The organism is Gemmobacter nectariphilus DSM 15620 (assembly GCF_000429765.1).
In the GTDB taxonomy this organism is placed as follows: Bacteria; Pseudomonadota; Alphaproteobacteria; order Rhodobacterales; family Rhodobacteraceae; genus Wagnerdoeblera; species Wagnerdoeblera nectariphila.
The window spans coordinates 1-19,097 of record NZ_AUCM01000023.1 but is presented as its reverse complement, the minus strand read 5'-3'; the positions used below and the strand labels follow the sequence as shown (position 1 = coordinate 19,097).

Annotated in this window: 17 protein-coding genes and 2 pseudogenes; 2 read left to right on the top strand and 17 right to left on the bottom strand. The window is 65.5% G+C overall.

The annotated features are described in order from the left end of the window. Positions 1–7: 7 nt before the first annotated feature. The 12 genes and pseudogenes from G481_RS0116695 to G481_RS0116645 form a co-directional block, all read right to left on the bottom strand. Positions 8–379 (bottom strand): hypothetical protein, encoded by a 372-nt coding sequence (locus tag G481_RS0116695; RefSeq protein WP_028031028.1) that lies wholly within the window; start codon positions 377–379, stop codon positions 8–10. A gap of 52 nt (positions 380–431) precedes the next feature. Then, on the bottom strand, positions 432–2,354 hold the full coding sequence (locus G481_RS0116690; RefSeq protein WP_028031027.1) for a DUF2793 domain-containing protein: 1,923 nt from the start codon (positions 2,352–2,354) through the stop codon (positions 432–434). A gap of 9 nt (positions 2,355–2,363) precedes the next feature. Further along, positions 2,364–4,499, bottom strand: a pseudogene (locus G481_RS24300) (baseplate multidomain protein megatron); the annotation flags it as partial. A 92-nt stretch (positions 4,500–4,591) separates the two neighbouring features. Then, positions 4,592–4,993, bottom strand: a pseudogene (locus G481_RS27005) (cyanophycin synthetase family protein); the annotation flags it as partial. 39 nt (positions 4,994–5,032) lie between these two features. Further along, positions 5,033–5,911: a cyanophycinase gene (locus G481_RS24295; protein ID WP_084451049.1), complete on the bottom strand. Its 879-nt coding sequence runs from the start codon at positions 5,909–5,911 to the stop codon at positions 5,033–5,035. Positions 5,912–6,084: 173 nt separating this feature from the next. Next, positions 6,085–6,807, bottom strand: coding sequence for a GNAT family N-acetyltransferase (locus G481_RS0116675; protein WP_028031026.1), 723 nt, complete (start codon positions 6,805–6,807; stop codon positions 6,085–6,087). Next, positions 6,804–7,952: an o-succinylbenzoate synthase gene (menC, locus tag G481_RS0116670; RefSeq protein WP_035026520.1), complete on the bottom strand. Its 1,149-nt coding sequence runs from the start codon at positions 7,950–7,952 to the stop codon at positions 6,804–6,806. The genes G481_RS0116675 and menC overlap by 4 nt, the downstream gene beginning before the upstream one ends. A 21-nt stretch (positions 7,953–7,973) precedes the next feature. Further along, on the bottom strand, positions 7,974–8,747 hold the full coding sequence (locus tag G481_RS0116665) for an ABC transporter ATP-binding protein (RefSeq protein ID WP_028031024.1): 774 nt from the start codon (positions 8,745–8,747) through the stop codon (positions 7,974–7,976). After that, positions 8,744–9,472, bottom strand: coding sequence for an ABC transporter permease (locus G481_RS24290; protein WP_051294623.1), 729 nt, complete (start codon positions 9,470–9,472; stop codon positions 8,744–8,746). The genes G481_RS0116665 and G481_RS24290 overlap by 4 nt, the downstream gene beginning before the upstream one ends. Before the next feature lies 1 nt (position 9,473). Continuing rightward, entirely contained in the window at positions 9,474–10,181 is a 708-nt protein-coding gene (locus tag G481_RS0116655; RefSeq protein WP_028031023.1) for an ABC transporter permease, read from the bottom strand. 30 nt (positions 10,182–10,211) lie between these two features. Then, positions 10,212–10,991, bottom strand: a complete 780-nt coding sequence (locus G481_RS0116650) for an ABC transporter substrate-binding protein (RefSeq protein WP_245594995.1) — start codon at positions 10,989–10,991, stop codon at positions 10,212–10,214. Positions 10,992–11,024: 33 nt separating this feature from the next. Next, complete coding sequence (locus tag G481_RS0116645; protein WP_028031021.1) at positions 11,025–11,900, bottom strand: MurR/RpiR family transcriptional regulator; 876 nt, start codon at positions 11,898–11,900, stop codon at positions 11,025–11,027. 79 nt (positions 11,901–11,979) lie between these two features. On the opposite strand from G481_RS0116645, the gene G481_RS0116640 reads away from it, so the two are divergent. Continuing rightward, positions 11,980–13,707: a coniferyl aldehyde dehydrogenase gene (locus tag G481_RS0116640; protein ID WP_211235221.1), complete on the top strand. Its 1,728-nt coding sequence runs from the start codon at positions 11,980–11,982 to the stop codon at positions 13,705–13,707. A gap of 144 nt (positions 13,708–13,851) precedes the next feature. Next, the gene (gene ychF / locus G481_RS0116635; protein ID WP_028031019.1) at positions 13,852–14,949 is read left to right on the top strand and encodes a redox-regulated ATPase YchF; all 1,098 of its coding nucleotides are present in this window, start codon (positions 13,852–13,854) and stop codon (positions 14,947–14,949) included. Positions 14,950–15,019: 70 nt separating this feature from the next. Here the strand turns inward: ychF and G481_RS24285 are convergent, their stop codons facing one another. The 5 genes from G481_RS24285 to G481_RS24280 all read right to left on the bottom strand — a co-directional run. Beyond that, positions 15,020–15,556 (bottom strand): DUF6441 family protein, encoded by a 537-nt coding sequence (locus G481_RS24285; protein ID WP_245594994.1) that lies wholly within the window; start codon positions 15,554–15,556, stop codon positions 15,020–15,022. Further along, complete coding sequence (locus G481_RS0116625; RefSeq protein WP_028031018.1) at positions 15,553–15,864, bottom strand: head-tail joining protein; 312 nt, start codon at positions 15,862–15,864, stop codon at positions 15,553–15,555. The genes G481_RS24285 and G481_RS0116625 overlap by 4 nt, the downstream gene beginning before the upstream one ends. Continuing rightward, entirely contained in the window at positions 15,864–16,199 is a 336-nt protein-coding gene (locus tag G481_RS0116620; protein WP_028031017.1) for a DUF2190 family protein, read from the bottom strand. The genes G481_RS0116625 and G481_RS0116620 overlap by 1 nt, the downstream gene beginning before the upstream one ends. A 74-nt stretch (positions 16,200–16,273) precedes the next feature. Beyond that, on the bottom strand, positions 16,274–18,307 hold the full coding sequence (locus G481_RS0116615; protein ID WP_245594993.1) for a prohead protease/major capsid protein fusion protein: 2,034 nt from the start codon (positions 18,305–18,307) through the stop codon (positions 16,274–16,276). A 4-nt stretch (positions 18,308–18,311) separates the two neighbouring features. Further along, positions 18,312–19,097: phage portal protein (locus G481_RS24280; protein ID WP_035026516.1), on the bottom strand; the 786-nt coding region annotated here is incomplete at its 5' end.

Here is a 19,097-nt window from a genome sequence, read left to right as displayed (position 1 = left end):
TCTCACGTCAGTCGGCAGTGCGACCCCGGCCCAGCATCCGATTGTCGATCTGAGGCTCGTCCCACTTTCCCGCAACCGACAGCCACTTCTCGATCTCGGCCTGCATGGCCGGATTTCCGGCATGAAGTTGGAAGGTGTAGAGGCGGTTTACGACATCGCGCATCAGTGCCTGCATCTCGTCGTCGTCGATCCGCGACACGTCGCGCCATGGGATACGGTTGCCGTCGGCATCGAGGACGAGGACGTCGGACCAGTCGCCGGTTTTCGTGACCGGAACCGTTCCGGCGTGCAGGTCTTCGAGGCGCGAGTTTCGGACACACAGAATCGCCATCGCTTTGGCGAGCTTTGCCGCGATACGTTTTTCGGCTTCTTCGTTCATGCGCCGAGCCTAATGCCGCGCTGTTCTCAGGACTATAGGCAAAGCGCTCTGCTCAAAAATCCGTCTCCAGATAGACCCCGGCACAGTCGTAGGCGACGGCGGCGGCGGTCGCGCCGGTGTTGAGAAAGAGGCGTGGCGACAGGAACTGCGTCGCGGCGGGCAGGTCGGCGGTGATCTCCTGCTCGAAGACCGCGCCGGAGACCTCGTCCACGACGCGTACCCAGACAGATGACCCGTTCGGCGGGGCGGCGATGAACAGGGTTAGCACGCCGCCCGTGGCAATCGCGAAGCCTGTGCCCATGTCCGTCAGCGTCGGCGCGCCGGTTCCGTCGTTCGCGACCAGCTGCCAGCGCGTGTGCGTGCCGCGCTGGAAGCCGATGCCGATGCAGTTCACCGCGGCGGCCAGCGTCAGCGTTGTGGCCAGCGCAGCGGTCGATCCGTAGAGGCCGAAGAACGCCATCCCGGTCGCCTGCAGCGTCGTCAGCGAAATCCGCGTGACGAAAGTCCAACCGCCGAGGCCCGCCGCGTTGCCGCGCCAGCAGGCCCAGCCTGCGGATCGCTGGTCGGCGACCGAGTCCACGACGGCCGCCGAAGTCAGGCGCCAGCGCCGCATCGAGGCGGCAAGGTTCGTCGCGGCCAGCGTCGGGTGCGACACGGTCCCGACCGAGGTGATTGGCAAGCCTTCGGTCGTGATCGTGGTGCTGACCGAGGGGGACCAGTTGGCGATCCGGTTCACCCCGAAATGCGGCTGCAAGGGGAAATCCCGCCCTGAGGGGCGCATGACGTCAATCCACGGCGCCCCGGCGCGGTTGCGCGCATAGACCGAGGCCTTGCCCGCGGGCGGCGGGGATGGCGCCGCGGTCAGCCCCGGCAGAACGGTCGGCTGCGGCAGTTCCACCTGGCCGCTGGTCCGGTCGATGCGGATCGCATCGAAGAAGGCCGCCCCATCCGGGCTGACCTTGAAGCTGAAATCGTCGTTGCCGAGAAGGCCGATCAGGGCACGCGCCGAGAAGCCGGTTTTGAAGGCGAAGGCGGCGTCGTTCGCCAAGGCAGCCTTATTGACGGTGGCCTCGATCCCCGCGCCTGTGTTGTTCAGCAGGACTGCAGGCGTGTTGATCGACAGCCGGTTGTAGCTGTCCGCCGTCGCCCCGCCGAGGCCCAGCAACTGCGCTGTCAGATTGGCCTGGGGCATGCCGACCTGTGTCACCGCATTGGCGAAGGTGACGGTCGGCGTGTTCACGACCGTCGTGCCTGCGGCCCCCGCCGTGGTCGAGCCGATGTTGACGACGGTGGTCGATCCGGATGCGCCGCCGGTGCCGAGGTTCACGGTCTTGGTGACCCCGGTGATCGTCGCCCCGGTGCCCATGCCGTAGGTGGCGGTCGTCGTCGCCGTGCCGATGCTGGCTGAGGCCGCCGAGACGGTGACAGTGCCCGAGGCGGTCAGTGTGCCGGAGAAGGTCTTGTTGCCCGTGAAGGTCTGGGTGCCCGCCAGAATTGCCAATTCGCTGGAGGTGTTGGGAAGTGTGAAGGTCCGGGTCGTGCCGGTGGTGATCCCCGACAGCGAAAACAGCGCCTTCTTCGTCGGATCGGCGTCGTTGACGAGGCTGAAGATCGCGTCTGAGACGTCAACTGGTTCGCCGACCAGATCCCAGGCTGACCCATTCCAGACGACAAAGGCCTGCTCGGCCGCGATCCAGACCAGCCAGCCTTGCCGCGGAACAAGGCGCAGCCAGACGCCATCGACCCAGAAGGCCACGTTCAGATCCCACCCCGCCCATAGGCCCGTCGCGCCCGATGCCACGAGGTGGCGGTCGCCATCGGTGGGACTGACCGGGGGCGTAGTGCGCGTCCGGTCGAGAACTGACAGCTGAACCATTGCGTCCAGAAGGCGCAGGGCCTCGTTGTGGGTGACATGCTTCTGGGCTTGGGCCGCCAGCAGGTATGGCAGACCAAGGTGGGTGGAGGTGTCGGACATGACGGGCCTTCAGAACTGGAGGGTGACGGTGGCGGGATCGCCGCGACCGAGGCGGTTCGAGAGCTGGTAGATGCGGATTGCCAGTGTCTGACCGGGGCCGAGCAGCGCGCCCCAGTCGGCGGTCTGCTGGGCAGCGGTGTAGAGGACGGAGGTCGTGCTGCTGGTCAGCGTCCGCTTGACCGCTGCCCCGTCGAGGATCTGGACGTCGTAGCTTTCCAGATCTTCGGCTAGCGGCACCTCGACCTGTTCCCAGGCATCGGCCACCAACGCACGCGACCGGCGCGTCCAGCGGATCGTCAGATCGCCCGGGCTGCGCGCTGTCCGCCACGGTTGTGCGACATGGACCGGGGCGAAGGGCACGAGGCCGCGACCGGCGGGCGTGAAGGCCAGCGCGGTGTAGCTGGCGTCACTGACGGATCGCGCCGCGGGGCCGATGCGCCAGTTCCATGGCAGACCGAGATCGGCCTCGGCGATCGGGAGCGGAGCCAGCGCTGTGTCCAGTATCACCACCCGTGCCCCAGCCGGGGTGGGATTGCCGATTGCGGCTTCGGTGCCGCGCTGGCCGCGCAGGAGGCGGGTCAGGCGATAGCGCCCAGTGGCGATCAGTTCGGCGACACCCGCCTGCACGATCTCCCATTTGCCCGGTGCTGCCTCCACTGCCAACGCATTGGCGCCGCCGAACAGGGTCAGGTCGGTGACGCTTTCCAGCGTGCCTGAGACCATATCCACGACCAGCGCATTGCCGAGATCGAAGCGAGAGGTCGGGCCCGGATAGAAGTCCGACACCAGCGTGCCGATCCGAGCGCGGCTGCCGAAGGTGGTCAGCAAGGCAAAGCCATCCGACCCCGGGCTGCGGAACACCGCCATCTCGCCCGGCCAAGGAACGGCATGGGCCGCGACCATCGGCCGGTGCGCGGGCTGGTCCTCGGACAGTTGCGGCAGGTCGAGCAACACCACATCCGGCGCGCCGAATACCACGGCCCGGGTCAGCGTCACGGTGCGCGGATCGCCGGGTGGCAGGTCATAGACGGCGCGGTCCTGGCGGACGGCCTCGACGCCCCGCCCATCGGAATCGGCGATGGATACCAGCCGCAACTCGATGTCGCGACCGTCATGCACAAGCCGGATCACGTCGGCGGGGTCCAGCGCCAGCCGCGAAGGCGGTAGCCGGAAGGTGGCGCTTTCGCGGCCGATCCACGCTTCCATCAGCGCGCGGCGGCAGCGGCGTTCGGCCTCCTCGGGCGGGATCGCCATCGGGAAGCTTTCCGAGGCGATGCGGGTGGTGTCGACGGTGATGCGGCGGGCTTCGACGAGGGCCGCGTCATAGTCCTCGTCGGCCCGCGCGACCTGCCACTTCAGCGCCTGCGGCAGTTCGGTTTCCTGCGCGCGGACCAGTTCCAGCGCCTCGCCCTCGCGGGAGGCGACAAGGTCGTCATGGGCCAAGGTCAGAACAGACGCCCGCCCGCGCATGACGAAGCGGATCATGCCCTCAGTCTCGATGGCATCGAACCCGAAATGCCGGGCCAGTGTGCTGATCGAGGATCGTGGGGCTTCCAGCGCAGTGATGGCATAGCCTTCTACTGCACCCCAGAGGCCGGAGACGTCGATCAGCGCCTCCGGCATCCCGGCGCGAAGGCAGAGGTGGCGCACGAGGGCGGCCAGCGACACCGCGCCCAGCCGTCCGGTCAGCCAATGGCCCAGCCGCCAGTTCGGGCCATCGGTCCAGACATCGGTCAGTTCGGGGAAAAACGGATAGGGTCGCGCATCCCATGTCCAGGCCGCGCATTCCGGCACATGCACCATCCGGCCGCCATAGACGGCGGAGATCGGGTTGTTGGCGGGATCATCCCAATGCAGGTAGCTGGCTTCCAGATAGGCGCGCTGGATCGCGTCGTCCCGCCAGCCGCGCGAGAAATACGGCGTGAAGCTCTCGGACGACTTCGGGTCGAAGAAGACGTTGGGCTGGTTGGTACCCCGGTCGATGGCGGGGCAGCCGAGTTCGGTGAAACGGATGGGTTTCGATTGCGGCACCCAAGCGGTGGCCAAGCCGCTTTCCACCCCGCCCGGCCGGTTGAAATGCTGGCTCTGCCACCAAGCGCGGATATCCTTTGGGCGGAACACCCACGGCTTCCCCGCCGCGCCATCAGGACGAAACTTTTCAGCTCGGCCGGAAAGTCGAACTCGGGGTCATATTCGTAGTCGGTGAGCTTTTTCACCTTCTCCGGCAGAAGATGCATCAGAAGCCGGATCGCCAGCCGCCCGGCCTCAAGCCCGACATCGCGCTGGCGGTATTCATAGACAAGGTTGTATTGCCCCGGCTTGCCGGTGCCCCGCGTCCGGCCAAAGGTCACGTCCGACCCGGCAACCCCCTGGATCTCAAGTGCCACATGTTCGGCGACATGGCCAAGCCAGGTGCCCTCGCCCTCACGCAGGCGGCGGATCAGGCCGCCCGGCTCGCGGTAGGAACAGCCGTGTTCGCGCAGGCCCGGCAGCGCCTCGACAAGCGCGTCGATCCATTGATCGCCGATCTTGGCCGAGGGCCAGTCCTCAAGCACCCCCAGATCGACCACATGCCGTATGACGGGGAATCCCGCCCAGATATTCGGACCTACGAACACGTTGGTCGAGACAATCTCCATGGACGGTTCCCCCTGTCGGATATGGTCGTATCGAACGCCTTATTGTTGTCTGGTCGTTCCCGCCTGATTGGGCAAAGCACAGAATTCCGCATGCGCGTCGGGCGGATAGGCATGCCGGCCAACCAGATCGTAGCGGCACCCTTCGCCCATCACATCAACCTTCAGCCCCAGAAGTGTCAGCGCCTGGCCGGGCCGCGCCTCCCACATCGAGGAATGGGTCAGGCCCGAGGCATCGACGACGGTGACGGTGCCCGAGCCCACGACCTCGAACACGCCATCCGGTCCGATGAAGGCCGCCGTATCCTCGTCGATCCCAAGGCCGATCAGGAACGGGTTGTAGCTTGACGCCGCAAGGAGCCGCCCGAGGCGGTTTCTCTGGGTGAAATGCTGGTCGATGATCACGGCGTTGGTCAATCCGAGGCCGGGCGCGAGACTTACCGCGCCCTCGACCGGGGCCGAATTGCTGTCGCCGCCGGCGATCATATGCTCGGACATGATCGACGCGCCGGCCGAGGTGCCCGCGACGGTCACACCCATCGCATTCCGCCGCCGGATCTTCTGCGCGATGCCGGTGCCGCCAAGGATGGTCGACAGGCGCAACTGGTTGCCGCCGGTAAGGAAGATGCCGCTCGCCCGGTCCAGCATTTCGAGATAGCGCGGATTGTCGCAATCGGCCCGGCGGGTGATCGGCAGGAAGTCGACCTCGGCCGCGCCAAGGTCGCGGAAGATGCGGTTGTAGTCCTGCCCCGTCGTCTCAAGCTCGGACGCGGTCGGGATCACGACGATATCGGCATCCTTGCCGCCGGACAGTTCGACAAAACGCCGGTGGATCTGACGCTCTTTCACGCGATCTTCACCGCCACCGATCGGAATGATGAAACCCCGGCCCGAGTTTACGTTGACGCGCGCTGGACACATATGGTTCGCCACTTCCCGGTTCGGGCCGCACAAGACGGCCAGTTTCCCCCCGAGCCAGCAGAACTGGCTTCCCCCCGTTTGAGCTTACATTGGCGAAGGCCGGGACGGCGGGCAAGGGGTTAATTCGCACGCCGGAACCACCGCACAGGCCCGGCGCCAAAGGGTCACGACCATCAGCGCGACAGAACATATTCCGCGGTCGCACCGTCAAAACCGGTGATCCGCAGACCTTCGGCAAAAGCGCCGGTCAGTGCATTTCGGACGCGAAGCCGCGCCTCGAGCGCCCCTGCCGGGTCACTGGCGACCAGATCGTCCAGATTGCGCGGAATCGGCACGCGAAGGCCGCCCGCCCCCGGTGTGATGCGATCGCCCCTCGCCCGTGCAACGACACCCGGCGCATCAAGCTGCCAGTCGGCCATCAGCCGGTCCGAGGGCAGGCCCGCGTTGATCCCCTCCATCTGGCCGTAATAGTCGACCAGATAGGTGCCCGCCGTAGCACCCAGGCTGCCGATGTTCAGACCGGCATTGATCGCGCGGAGAGGATCATAGGTCCAGCGGCAAAGGGTGATGCCGCGCGCAAGACACCAGTCACGCTGGAACCATTTCAGCCGCGCGCCAAGGCCAAGGCCGCGCGCATCGGGGTGAACGGCAAGCCGATGCGAATGCTGGACACCGACGGTCGCCGAGGGAAAGCCGAAGACGAAGCCGATCATGCGCCCATCGCGGAACGCACCGCCGACAAGGCCGCCCTCATGCTGGATCGACAGCATCAGGTCGGCATTGTCGGCCGGATCATCCTCGCCCCAGACGTCTTTCTGGAGCCGCTCCGAGATCTTGAGTTCAGGCACGCCCCGAAGCTCGCGGAAGGTGACCCCGTCGTCCGCGGGGCCAGTCATGCGCGGAACTCCTCGCGCTTGGCGGTCACGATATCAAGGAAGGCGCGGTCCAGCGTCACACCGATCCCCGGGCCATTGAGCGGCACTGGCATGTAGCCATCGCTGGTTTCAAGCTGTTCGTTGATGATGTCGCGGTGGAAATAGCGGCTGGCCGACGAGGTGTCGCCCGGCTTGGTGAAGTTCCGAAGCGTCGCCAGATGGATGTTGTGCGCCCGCCCGATCCCGCTTTCCAGCATGCCGCCGCACCAGACCGGCACGCCGAAAGCCTCGCACAGGTCGTGGATGGCGCGGGCCGAGGCAAAGCCGCCGACCCGGCCCACCTTGATGTTGATGACGCGCCCGGCCTCGGCCACCAGCGCCTTCCGCGCATCGACGGCCGAGCGGATGCTTTCGTCAAGACAGATCGCCGTCGCCACCGACCGCTGCAGGATCGCATGGTCATGGATGTCGTCAAACGCCAGGGGCTGTTCGATATAGTCGAGCGCGAAGGCATCCATCGCCCTGAGCACCGGCATGTCGATCAGCCCGTAGTCGGTATTGGCATCGACCGTCAGCTTGATCTTCGGGAACCGGTCGCGCACCGCCTCAAGGAGCGCAAGATCATGGCCCTGCCGGATCTTGAGCTTGGTCCGCCGGTAGCCTGCGGCCTGTGCCACTTCGATCCGCTCAAGCGTTGTCTCGATGGGTGCGATGCCAAGACTGACCCCAACGGCAACCTTGTCGCCGATCCCGCCGAGCGCATCGCGCAGAGGGACGCCAAGCGCCTTGGACCAGAGATCCCAGAACGCCATCTCGACCACCGCCTTGCTCATCCGGTGGCCGCGCCAGGGATCGAGGATCGGCAGGAGTTCAGCGGGCGAGCGAAAGGTCTTGCCGACGACGGCGGGCAGAAGGACGTCGGTCAGAAAGGCCATCGCGCCGGGGATCGTTTCCTCAAGATAGTCGGGCAGCGGGTCCATCACCGCCTCGCCCACGCCCTCGACCCCCTCGCCCTTCAGGATCAGAAGCGGGAAGGTCTTGTCGGTCATCGTGCCGGTCGAAATCACGAACGGGGTGATGAGCGGCAGGCTGACGATCCTGAGTTCGGCAGCCTCGATCTTTATGCCGGGGAATGTCCCGCCAATTTGTGCAGTCTGGTCGTGCATTGTCTGTCGTCCTGATTGGCCCTAGCGGATCTTGGCGATGAAGCGCTGGAAGGCTTCGCTTTCGGGCTGGGTGAAGAGTTTTTCGGGCGGGCCCTGCTCGGCGATGCGCCCCTGATGGAAAAAGACGACCTCGGTCGAAACCTCGCGCGCGAAGCTCATCTCATGGGTCACGACGATCATCGTCCGGCCCTCTTCGGCCAGCGACTTCATGACCTTCAGCACCTCGCCCACCAGTTCGGGGTCAAGCGCCGAGGTCGGCTCGTCAAAGAGGATCGCGTCGGGTTCCATCGCCAGCGCGCGGGCAATGGCGACACGCTGCTGCTGGCCGCCGGACAGTTGCGACGGATACATGTTCATCCGCTCGGACAAGCCAACGCGCGCCAGAAGCGCCTCGGCCTTGTCCTTGGCCTCGCCCCGCGCCACGTTCTTGACCTGGATCGGTCCCTCCATGACGTTCTCAAGGACGGTGCGGTGGGTCCAGAGGTTGAACTGCTGGAACACCATGCCCAGATGCCGGCGCACCCGCTCGACCTGGCGCATGTCGTTCGGCTTGCCGTTCCTGACCTGGATTTCCTCACCATGGACGGAAACCTTGCCCGAGGTCGGCGTCTCAAGGAAATTGAGGCAGCGCAGGAAGGTGCTTTTGCCGGACCCCGACGCACCGAGGATCGAGATCACATCGTGATTGCGCGCCTGAAGCGAGACGCCTTTCAGAACCTCCAGGGCACCAAACGACTTGCAGATCTCTTCGGCCTTGACGACCACGTTTTCGTTTTTTGCGTTCGCCGCACTCATGTTTGCAGCCCCCCTTGCACGTTGCCGACCCCACGTTCGCGGGCACCGATATGACGAGAAAGCCGCGCCTCGGCCAACCGCCAGAGCCAGATGAAGATCGCGGTGATGCAGAGATAAAGAACCGCGGCCCAGAGATAGACCGAGAAGTCGAAGGTCTTGGAAAAGATCTGCCGCGTGCGGCCCATGATATCAAAGACCGTCACCACCGAGGCGATGGCCGATGCCTTCATCAGAAGGATGATCTCGTTCCCGAGCGCGGGCCAGGCGATACGGTAGGCATGCGGAAAGACCACGCGCCGCAAGACCTGCCAGCGGCTCATCCCGATGGCGCGCGCCGCCTCGATCTCACCGGGGTTCACGCCCTGGATGCCGCCGCGCAGGATCTCGGTCTGATAGGCGGTCGAGTTCACCGCAAAGACCAGAAGCGCGCAGTTGAACGGATCGCGGAAAAAGCCCCACAGGCCAATTGCCTCAAGCTGCGGCCGGAACTGGCCCGAGCCGTAGAACACGAGGAAAAGCTGCGCCAGAAGCGGCGTGCCGCGCATGAAGGAAATGTAGATCCTCAGCGGCAGTTGCGCGGCCGGGCGGGCGCCGACACGGATCAACGCGAACATTGGCGCGACAAGGCCAGCCAGAAGCGCGCCAAGAAAAGTCAGCTTCAGCGTCATCAGCGCGCCATCCAGAAGCTGCGGCCAGAAGCGGGTCAGGATCTCGATCGGATGCATGTCAGACCCTCCTGACGCCACGGTTGGCCCGGGCTTCCATCCGCGCGAGGATCTGCTCGGACGCCAAGGACATTGCCCAGTAAAGCATGCAGGCAACGAGATAGAAGGTGAACGGCTGCTTGGTCAGACCGACCGCGACCTTGGTCGCCCGCATCAGATCGTCCAGCGCAATGACCGACACAAGTGCTGTGTCCTTCAGGAGGTTGATCCAGAGGTTGCCAAGCCCCGGCAGGGCAAAGCGCCAGACCTGCGGCAACTTGATCCGGCGCAGGATCTGGCCCGGCCGCATGCCGATAGCGCGCCCCGCCTCGATCTGGCCGGGGTCGAGCGAATTGAAGGCGCCGCGGATCACCTCAGCCGAAAAGGCTGCAAAGACGAGGGCAAGGGCGATGACGCCGGCCAGGAAGGGGCTGAGGTCGATCGCTTCGGCATCGGGCCAAAGCCCGAGATAGATCGCGTTCAGGAGAAGCCCAAGCCCGTTGTAGACCACGAACAGGGTCAGGATCTCGGGGATGCCGCGCATGATCGTCGTGTAGCCCGTGCCGAGCCGCCGCAGGATCTTGTTGGACGAAAGCGCCGCAAACGCGACAAGAAAGCCAAGCGCCAGCCCGACGGGCAGCGTGACCAGCGCAAGCTCAAGGGTGACGAGCAACCCCTTCAGGATCTCGTCCCCCCAGCCGGCATCGCCGTAGGAGAATAGCTCTAGCATGGCAAAGGATCTCCGGCTGGGGGAAAAGTCTTATTTCATTGTGTAGACGTCGATCGGGAAATACTTGTCGTTGATCGTCTTGTAGGTCCCGTTGGCGCGGATCTCGTCCAGCGCCTTGTTCAGACGCTCGCGCAGGTCGCCGTCTTCCTTGCGGACCGCGATGCCGACGCCTTCGCCGACGAACTTCGGATCGGTGATCGGCTCACCGGCCAGCTTGCAGCAGGCGCCGTCAGCCGACTTCGTGGTCCAGTCAAGCATCGGAAGCATGTCGCCGCCCTGAAGGTCGATGCGGCCCGACGCAAGGTCGAGGTTCACTTCGTCCTGGGTCGGATAAAGCCGGATGTCGGCGTCGGGATAGGTGGCCTGGATATATTCGGCCTGGGTCGTGCCGGACTGTGCGCCGATGACCTTGCCCTTCAGCGCCTCGGGGGTGAATTCGGTGATCGCAGAATCTTTCGGCACGACATGGGTCATCGCGGCCTTGTAGTAGGGCGCGCTGAAATCGACCTGCTTCTTGCGCTCTTCGGTGATGAACATCGAGGCGATGATCATGTCGTATTTCTTGGCCAGAAGGCCGGGGATGATCCCGTCCCAGTCCTGCGCGACGACGGTGCATTCGGCGCCGATCTGCTTGCAAAGCGCCAGGCCGATATCGACGTCAAAGCCCGCGATGGTGCCGTCGGTCTGCACGAAGTTGAAGGGCGGATAGGCGCCCTCGGTGCCGATGACGAGCTTTTCGGCATTGGCCGGGGCAGCAAGGCCGATGGCAAGCGCGCCGGCGGCCAGCACGGAAAGAAGGGTGGTTTTCATCATTTCAAGTCCTCTCTGTTGGTGTCGGTTTCTTCATTTTCTTACCGGCACGACGGGGTCGCCGACATGTCCGGTGAAAGCTCCGTAAAGTTCCGCGACGCGCGCAAGCCGCCCCTCGACCCGCTCGCCGAGTTCGAAGAACAGGTCATTGATCATCAGATTGCCAAGGCTGGCCATCAGCGCCGTCGAATCCCAGAACTGGCTGAACTGCGTCGGCACCGGAAAGACCTCGTCTGCGTCGGCGGTCCAGGTGCAGTAGCTGTCGGTTATCAGCGTCACCGGCACCGCCATCGCCCGCGCCTCGCGCGCCAGAAGCCGTGCAAGCCGCGAATAGCGCCGCGCCTCGAAGATGACCAGACAGCGCGGCCGGTCGGAGGCGAGAGCTTCGGTGAAATTGCCGGCCGACAAATCGGCGAGTTGGACCCCGTCGCGCAGATACTGAAGCTGGTTGGCGAAATACTGGGCAAGCCCGCGCTCGGTCTGAAAGCCCGCTATGACGACCCGGTCAACCTCGGCCAGGCGGCGCACGACCGTCCGCCATTCCGCACGGCGGCGAAGTTCGTAGACGGCGACCAGTCCGGCGATCTCAAGCTCAAGCCCCGGCGCGGCGCCGGTCGCATCGGAGCCGGCCGCGGCGCGCATCTCGGCCAGCCGGTCGCTGATCAGCCAGGGACCATCGCCGATATCGTCCTTGAGCCGTTCCTTCAGCGCGCGAAAGCTTTGATAGCCAAGGCCCCGGCAAAAGCGCCCCACGGTCGCCTCGCTCACCCCGACCCTGGTTGCGACCGTCGCCGCATTTTCAAACGGCAGATCGGCAATCGCCCCCAGCATGAAGGAGGCGAGCGCCCGCTCGGCCTTCGATCCTTGCGTCACGGCCTGGGCGAGCCGGCTGCGCACACTATGTGCCATCCCCTCCCCCTTGGTCTGGACACGCTTGCTGGAGCAAATATGAAAGTTTTCTTTACTTCAGTCAATAATGAAACTTTTCTTGTATTTCCATGCGCTATCCTGTCACCACACTAATTCGTCGCCAGAACTGCACAAGGGGCTAACGCGCCTCATCTGCAACAGATCTGTCGCGGCACCGGCGGAAAGCGCTTTGCACAACATTTCAGCATGGATAAGAATTAAGGGACCTTCGCATCGTCCGGCGATCAGGCTGACTTCGCGCCGCCGGCTTGGCGTTGCCACGTGCATGGATCGACAACGAAAAGCGCGCGGATTCCGCGCCGTGCAGAACGACGCAGACGGAGCCCGGATGAACGCCCCCCCCCCTGAACCGCAGCTTTCTGCCACCGTGAAACTGCGCCAGGTCTTTGCGGCGCAGTCCGCCGCCTTCCGGGCCTCCCCGGCGCCAAGCGCCGCCCGACGCCGCAAGAAACTCCGCCGCCTCAAGCGCCAGATCGGACGCTACCAAACGCTGCTCGCCGCGGCCTTGGCCGAGGACTTCGGTCATCGTGCCGCGATTGAATCGAAGATCTACGATCTCCTGAGCTCGACGCTTGAGATCAACCACCTGCTCCGCCATGTCGGAGGCTGGATGCGGCCAAGCCGCCGCCCGCCCGAACTGGTGTTTCTGACCAACAGCCTGAAGGTGACCTATCAGCCGAAAGGGGTTGTCGGCGTCATCGTCCCGTGGAACTTCCCGATCTACCTTGCCATCGGCCCCGTCGCCGCAGCGATCGCAGCGGGCAATCGGGTCATGGTGAAGATGCCCGAGACGACCCCGCGCACCCGCGACGTTCTTGCGCGCATGATCGCTGAGGTCTTCCCCGAGGACCAGCTTTACATTGCCGAAGACCTGGGCAACGACCGCGAGGCGTTTGTCGGGCTGCCCTTCAATCACCTGATCTTCACCGGATCGCCGCTGTCGGCACGGCCCATCATGATGTCGGCGGCCGAGAATCTGACGCCGGTGACGCTGGAACTGGGTGGCAAGTCGCCCGCCATCGTCGCGGCCGGCTTTCCGCTTGACGACGCCGCGCTGCGGATCGTGCACGGGAAAAGCGCCAACTGCGGCCAGACTTGCGTCGCCCCCGACTATGCGCTGGTTCCAAAGGGGCAGGCCCGGGCCTTTGCCGATCAGGCGCGCACGGCCTTTGCCGCGCGCTTCGGCGACTCGGTCAAGGACAATCCCGACTATACGTCGGTGATAGACGACCGCCAGCTTCTGCGCCTGCTGACCCTTCTGGATGACGCCGCGGCCAAGGGCGCAACCATCATCCCCTGTGCCGCCTATGACCGCGAACGCGACGGCCGCCGTCTGCCCCTGCATCTCGTGCTCGATACCACGCCCGACATGCTGATCCGGCAGGAAGAGGTTTTTGGCCCCTTGTTGCCCATCCTTGAATATGACGGCATCGATCAGGCGATCGCCCATGTCGCGGCCGGCCCCCGCCCGCTTGCGCTTTACTATTTCGGACGCGACCGCGCCGAAACCGGCAAGGTGCTGCGTCAGACCCAGTCGGGCGGCGTCACGATCAACGACTGGTGCTGGCATGTCGTGAACCATGCCGCCCCGTTCGGCGGCATCGGCAATTCGGGCATGGGCAGCTATCACGGCGTCGAGGGATTTCGCGAACTGTCCCACGCGCGCACGGTCTTTCGCAAGCACCGGTTCTATCCGATCAGCCTGCTCTACCCGCCCTACGGCGGGCGGATCCAGCGCCTGCTCCTGAAGCTTTTTCTCGGCAAGGGCGACCGCTCGCTGAAGTGACGCCGTCCCGCCCGGGCTGCAAAGGTGTTGACTGCCCGGCGACATGTTCCGAACATCGCGCGGCCGCCACCAACCCCGCGATACATCTTCCATCTTCGACGCGCCTGCATTAGATCCGGCCCGATCCGAAGACAGGAGAGCGAAATGGGCTTCAAGATGGGTATCGTCGGGCTGCCGAACGTCGGCAAGTCGACCCTGTTCAACGCCCTGACGCGCACGGCCGCCGCGCAGGCGGCAAACTTCCCCTTCTGCACGATCGAGCCGAACGTGGGCGAGGTCGCGGTGCCCGACCCGCGGCTCGACACGCTGGCCGGCATCGCCGGATCAAAGCAGATCATCCCGACCCGCATCACCTTTGTCGACATCGCCGGCCTCGTGCGCGGCGCGTCCAAGGGCGAAGGGCTCGGCAACCAGTTCCTTGCGAACATCCGCGAGGTTGACGCCATCGCCCATGTGCTCCGCTGCTTTGAGGATGGCGACATCACCCATGTCGAGGGCCGGATCGACCCGATCGCCGACGCCGAGACGATCGAGACCGAACTGATGATCGCCGACATGGAATCGATCGAGCGGCGGCTTGCAAACCTCGTCCGCAAGATCAAGGGCGGCGACAAGGAGGCGGTCGATCAGGAGCGGCTTCTCAAGGTCGCGCAGGCGGCGCTGAACGACGGCAAGCCCGCCCGCACCGTCAAGGTGGCCGAGGATGACCGCCGCGCCTGGGACATGCTGCAGCTTCTGACGGCAAAGCCCGTCCTTTTCGTCTGCAACGTCGAGGAAACATCGGCCGCCAACGGCAACAGCCAGTCCGCGCGAGTCGAAGAGATGGCGCGGGCGCAGGGCGCCGGCGTCGTCGTCATCTCGGCCCGGATCGAGGAAGAGCTTGCGCAGCTTCCACCCGAAGATGCCGCGATGTTTCTTGAGGAAATGGGCCTGCACGAGGCCGGTCTCGACCGGCTGATCCGCGCGGGCTACGACCTTCTGGGGCTACAGACCTACTTCACCGTCGGCCCCAAGGAAGCCCGCGCCTGGACCATCACCAAGGGGACGCTCGCCCCGCAGGCCGCCGGCGTCATCCACGGCGATTTCGAACGCGGCTTCATCCGGTCCGAAACCATCGCCTATGACGATTATGTCGCCGGAAATGGCGAGGCAGGCGCGCGCGAGGCCGGGAAGTTCCGCGTCGAGGGCAAGACCTACGAGGTCAAAGACGGCGACGTCCTGCATTTCCTCTTCAACGCGTGATCCCCTGCCCCGCCTCGGGCAGCGTTCCGCCTGCTATCTTTTTTGACGCGGACAGCTCAGCGAACCTGGCCTATGCTGACCTTCGCGCCAGCAGGAGGATCGGCGCGGTGACGACGCCCCTGCCGGTCTTAGACCGTGATGCCACCGCCCGGCCCTTGGTGTTCAACCTTCCTTCGGCTACCAATAGGCTCGGCCCCCTCCGGCGATAGATGAACCGCAAACGCAGGCCGGAGCGACGTTCCCATTCGCCGGGGGTGATCCGGCCGCCGCGCGTGGACTTGCCTGCAGCGGGCGTGGGGATTGCCAGCCAGAACCCGTTCTTCGAGCGGATCAGCGGGCCGGTGTCATGTGCGCCGATGATCACCGGGGCGTTCGACCAGACCAGCGCCGCCGCATTCAGGCTTTCGCCGGATTTCGGGAAGCTGGCGGAGCGGATCGAGTTGGCAAGTCGCGTGCCCAGCCCCGCACCGGTGATCTGTGTGCGCCACGCGGATTTCAGGCCGGTCCCGGCCTCGCGCATCGCGGCGGTAACAGCGCGTTCCCCCGCTGCGACCTCGGCCGCCATCAGGGCGACGATGTCGGGATCGATGGCGAGCTTCAGTTTCACTCAGGCCTCAGGTCGACGTTCCAGACCAGCCGCTCGCGATCACGGACGGGCTCGCCCTGAATGAGGAAGGTGTCGCCGTCGATTTCCACCCTGTCACCGGGGCGCGGGTTCGGCACCTCGGCCACACGTAGATCGACGCGCGTGGTATCCGACCAGAGCCGCGCATCGCCGAAGTCGGTGACGGCATCAGCACGCCGGGCGACGACGCGTACCAGAAGGGGCCCGCCGCCGTCGGCGATGTAGACAGCGTCGCGCCCCATGTTCGGATCGGCGAAGATGGCGCCGACGGCGGCGGTGAAAACGCTCATCAGAACGCGCCGTTCAGCCGCACCCGACCGATCAGGTCGGTGGCCCCGCCTGCCACAGCCTCGGTTGCCACGCCGATCAGGGTGTTCGAGGTCAGGGTCTTGGTCGTGTTCTTCGCCGTGTTGTCCCAGTAGATCTTGTCACCTGCGGCCCAAGCCTGCGAGGCGACCTTCTTCAGATCATAGACGCCGACGAGCGCGGCTTCGACCGCCTCGCCAAGGGCGGCGGTACCGGTGGCGACACCGAAGATGGAGCCGACGAGCAGGCCATCGCCGGAGGTGACGGCATAGGGCGCGGTCAGGGTGATGGTCTTGCCGGGCTGGACGTAGTTTTTCATGGTGGGGATCCTTGTGGAAAGACGAAGGGCGGCCCCACTGGGCCGCCCGCGTGTCAGGGTTCAGGATAGGGTCGTTACGCGCCCGGGTTCTTGTAGAGGCCACGCCAGTCGATGGCCTTGGCGCCGAAGTCGAGGCGGCACTTGATCTCGACGCCATCGACGTCGAAGCCGTTGCGGGTCTCGATGTAGGCGCCCTGCTGGCCTTCCAGATAGGCGTATTCGATGGTGTCGATCTGGTTGGGCGAGGCCGCGAGATACCAAGAGGTGGCGCTGGCGGCATCGAGGCGCGGCTCGCTGATCGGCGACAGCGTCCGGATCGACTGCGGCACCACCTTGGCGCTGTCGGCCGGGACAAGGTTCTGGGCGACCAGTTGCTCGGCCTTCAGTTCGAGGGCCGCGGGGACGATCAGGAAGGCGGGGCGGATGTTCAGCACCGTCTTCTTGTCGAGCCCGGTCTGCAGCGCCATCGCCGCCCGTGCCGCACCGACGCTTGCCACGTCCAGCGCCGCACCGGTGCCCGCGAGGTTCTTGTGCGTGGTGTGGAACAGCGCATTGCCGTCGGCCATGGCCGGGTTGGCGGTGATGATGCCCCAGACCACGTCGCTTTCCAGCTGCGCGATGGAGTTGCCGTACATCGCCGGGATCCGGGTGAAGGCGTCGAGATCGTCGTTGATCAGCACCTGCCGGGTGATGGCGACGACCCGGCCATAAGTCTTGACCTTGTAGCTCTCCTTGCTCTCGCCCAGCGTGCCGCGCTTGAACTCACCGCTCTCACCCACTTCCAGCAGCTGCGGCGCTTCGCCCAGCTGGACGCGGTGCATCGACTTGAAGTCGGTCGCCAGCACCTGGCGGCAGAAGAGCGCGAAGGTCCGGGGATAGGCGTCATAGGCTTGCCGCAGGGTCTTGTTGGTGACGGCCGAGAGGATCTCGGGGAAGTCCGAGGTCGAATGCAGCGCGCGGGTCGCCACCTCGTCGCGCGACAGACCCCGCGTGTTGACCCCAGCATTGCCGAGGCTCTCGCGGGCGAGTTCCAGCAGCGTCATGCCGCGGTACTGCCGGGCGGCATCCTCCAGCGGGAAGAGAGTGGGGCTGTAACGGTGCAACAGCGCGTTCGCCACCGCGTCGCGGCGCGTGACGCGCTCGTCCCGGCCGCCGAGGGGCACGGAGACATGGGGGAAGGTGCGGGTCTCGTCTGACCTGGCCGCGACCTGATCGAGGATCAGGCGGCGGGACTCGTCGACGCTGAGGCCGCGCTTGACCAGATCCTCGGCGAAGCTGCGTTCGAGGTTCAGACGGCCGGTCAGATCGTAGATCGTAGAGACGCGATCCCGCTCTGCCTCTCGGGCGCGGGTGGCGATGGCCTCGGTGTCGGGGGCTGCGGGCGCATCCGGCATGCGTGCCGCAGCTGGTTCGGGATTCGCCGGGGCCCCGACGGGCTGCTGGCGGGTTTCATGGCTGGCGGGGACATCCCCGGCCACATGGGTCGTGCTCTCAGGCATGGACGCCTCCTTTTGCATGCGGGTGTCGACGATCTCGACGGGATAGTTGGCCTGATCCGAGGCGCGCACCTGCGCGCGGGGATCGGCGGGGACGGTCACGAAGCTGACCTCGAGCGGGGTCCAGCGTTCGACGATGCGCTGCTCGACCTCGCCCTTCGCGGCGGGCTCGACCACCTTCACCCGCTCGATGGAGTAGCCGACCGAGACGTTGCGGATGATGCCGTCACTGATCAGGCCGAACATGCGGTCGGCGGCCTGGTCGAGCCCCTCACGGGGGAAGCGGATGGTGGCCTTGCCTTCCTTGCCCTCGATCCAGGCGCGTTCGACGACGCCCACCTGCGAATGCGAGGACCAGACCGAATGGCTGTCGAGCGCCGGTGCACCGGCGTTGAGGCGCGTCAGATCCACCGCCCTGTCGCTGACCTCAAGGATCTCATCGAAGGGAACGGATGTGTCCCAACCGGTCCATCGCCGCCGCCGGACGGCCGCGCCGGTGGTGAAGACCACATCGACCGAGCGGGCCTCGGAATTGACGGTTGCCGGCAGGATGGGCGCGCGCCGCAGCTGCATCGGCAGGGCGACCGGCGCCGCCATGATCGTGTCGGGCATGGCCCTATTCCTTCTCTGGTTCGGATGCGGGAGCGGTCGGTTCCTTGGCCGGATCGCCCGCCTGCGCGCTGCCAGTCTTGGTGACGCGGCGCGGGTCGCTGTCGAGCACGAGGCCGAGGCCGTCGAGCTTGGCATTGGTCGCGGCGATTTCTGCCAGCACCGCGTCCGGGTTGTGGCCCTGCCGGGCAATGGCCTGCGCCAGCGTCATGGTGCCGGTCCGGATCGCCAGCAGGTCGGCCATCGCGTCCTTGTAGGGATCGACCGCGTCGAACTTCGGCGGCGACCATTCCACCGGCACATCCGGAGTCGGGATCTGCCCTGCTGCCCATGCAGCCTCGGTGAACCAGCGCCAGACCGGCGCGCAGAGCATCGGGATGAAGAGCTGCCACTGGACCGCGTCGATCATGCGGCGGAACTCGACGAGACCCGCCCGGATCGAGGAATAGTTGACCTGGGACAGATCCCCGGTCAGCAATTCGTAAGGCACCCGGAACCCGGCTGAGATCGTGTGCAGGCTGGCGCGCTTGTATTCGCCGTAGCCGCCGGTGGCGGATGGCTGGTTGAACCGGATGTCCTTGCCGCCCCGCGCATAGGCGATCAGCCCCGGTTCGAACTGTTCGACCCGGTTTCCATCGGCATCGACGACGGTGGGTGCGATGCCCTGCTGGGATTCGTCGTCGCCGAAGACGATCGCGGTGACGCAGGCCTCGGTCTTCTTGCGGACCAGTTCGGCCACTTCATAGTCGTCGAGATCGCGCAAGGACCGGATCACCGGCGCGCCCCAGGGAAC

What these genes read in the sequence shown, in the direction of transcription:
- G481_RS0116695 (WP_028031028.1), bottom strand. Translation starts at nt 379, where the DNA reads ATGAACGAAGAAGCCGAAAAACGTATCGCGGCAAAGCTCGCCAAAGCG.
- G481_RS0116690 (WP_028031027.1), bottom strand. Translation starts at nt 2,354, where the DNA reads ATGTCCGACACCTCCACCCACCTTGGTCTGCCATACCTGCTGGCGGCC.
- G481_RS24295 (WP_084451049.1), bottom strand. Translation starts at nt 5,911, where the DNA reads ATGTGTCCAGCGCGCGTCAACGTAAACTCGGGCCGGGGTTTCATCATT.
- G481_RS0116675 (WP_028031026.1), bottom strand. Translation starts at nt 6,807, where the DNA reads ATGACTGGCCCCGCGGACGACGGGGTCACCTTCCGCGAGCTTCGGGGC.
- menC (WP_035026520.1), bottom strand. Translation starts at nt 7,952, where the DNA reads ATGCACGACCAGACTGCACAAATTGGCGGGACATTCCCCGGCATAAAG.
- G481_RS0116665 (WP_028031024.1), bottom strand. Translation starts at nt 8,747, where the DNA reads ATGAGTGCGGCGAACGCAAAAAACGAAAACGTGGTCGTCAAGGCCGAA.
- G481_RS24290 (WP_051294623.1), bottom strand. Translation starts at nt 9,472, where the DNA reads ATGCATCCGATCGAGATCCTGACCCGCTTCTGGCCGCAGCTTCTGGAT.
- G481_RS0116655 (WP_028031023.1), bottom strand. Translation starts at nt 10,181, where the DNA reads ATGCTAGAGCTATTCTCCTACGGCGATGCCGGCTGGGGGGACGAGATC.
- G481_RS0116650 (WP_245594995.1), bottom strand. Translation starts at nt 10,991, where the DNA reads ATGAAAACCACCCTTCTTTCCGTGCTGGCCGCCGGCGCGCTTGCCATC.
- G481_RS0116645 (WP_028031021.1), bottom strand. Translation starts at nt 11,900, where the DNA reads ATGGCACATAGTGTGCGCAGCCGGCTCGCCCAGGCCGTGACGCAAGGA.
- ychF (WP_028031019.1), top strand. Translation starts at nt 13,852, where the DNA reads ATGGGCTTCAAGATGGGTATCGTCGGGCTGCCGAACGTCGGCAAGTCG.
- G481_RS0116625 (WP_028031018.1), bottom strand. Translation starts at nt 15,864, where the DNA reads ATGAGCGTTTTCACCGCCGCCGTCGGCGCCATCTTCGCCGATCCGAAC.
- G481_RS0116620 (WP_028031017.1), bottom strand. Translation starts at nt 16,199, where the DNA reads ATGAAAAACTACGTCCAGCCCGGCAAGACCATCACCCTGACCGCGCCC.
- G481_RS0116615 (WP_245594993.1), bottom strand. Translation starts at nt 18,307, where the DNA reads ATGCCCGACACGATCATGGCGGCGCCGGTCGCCCTGCCGATGCAGCTG.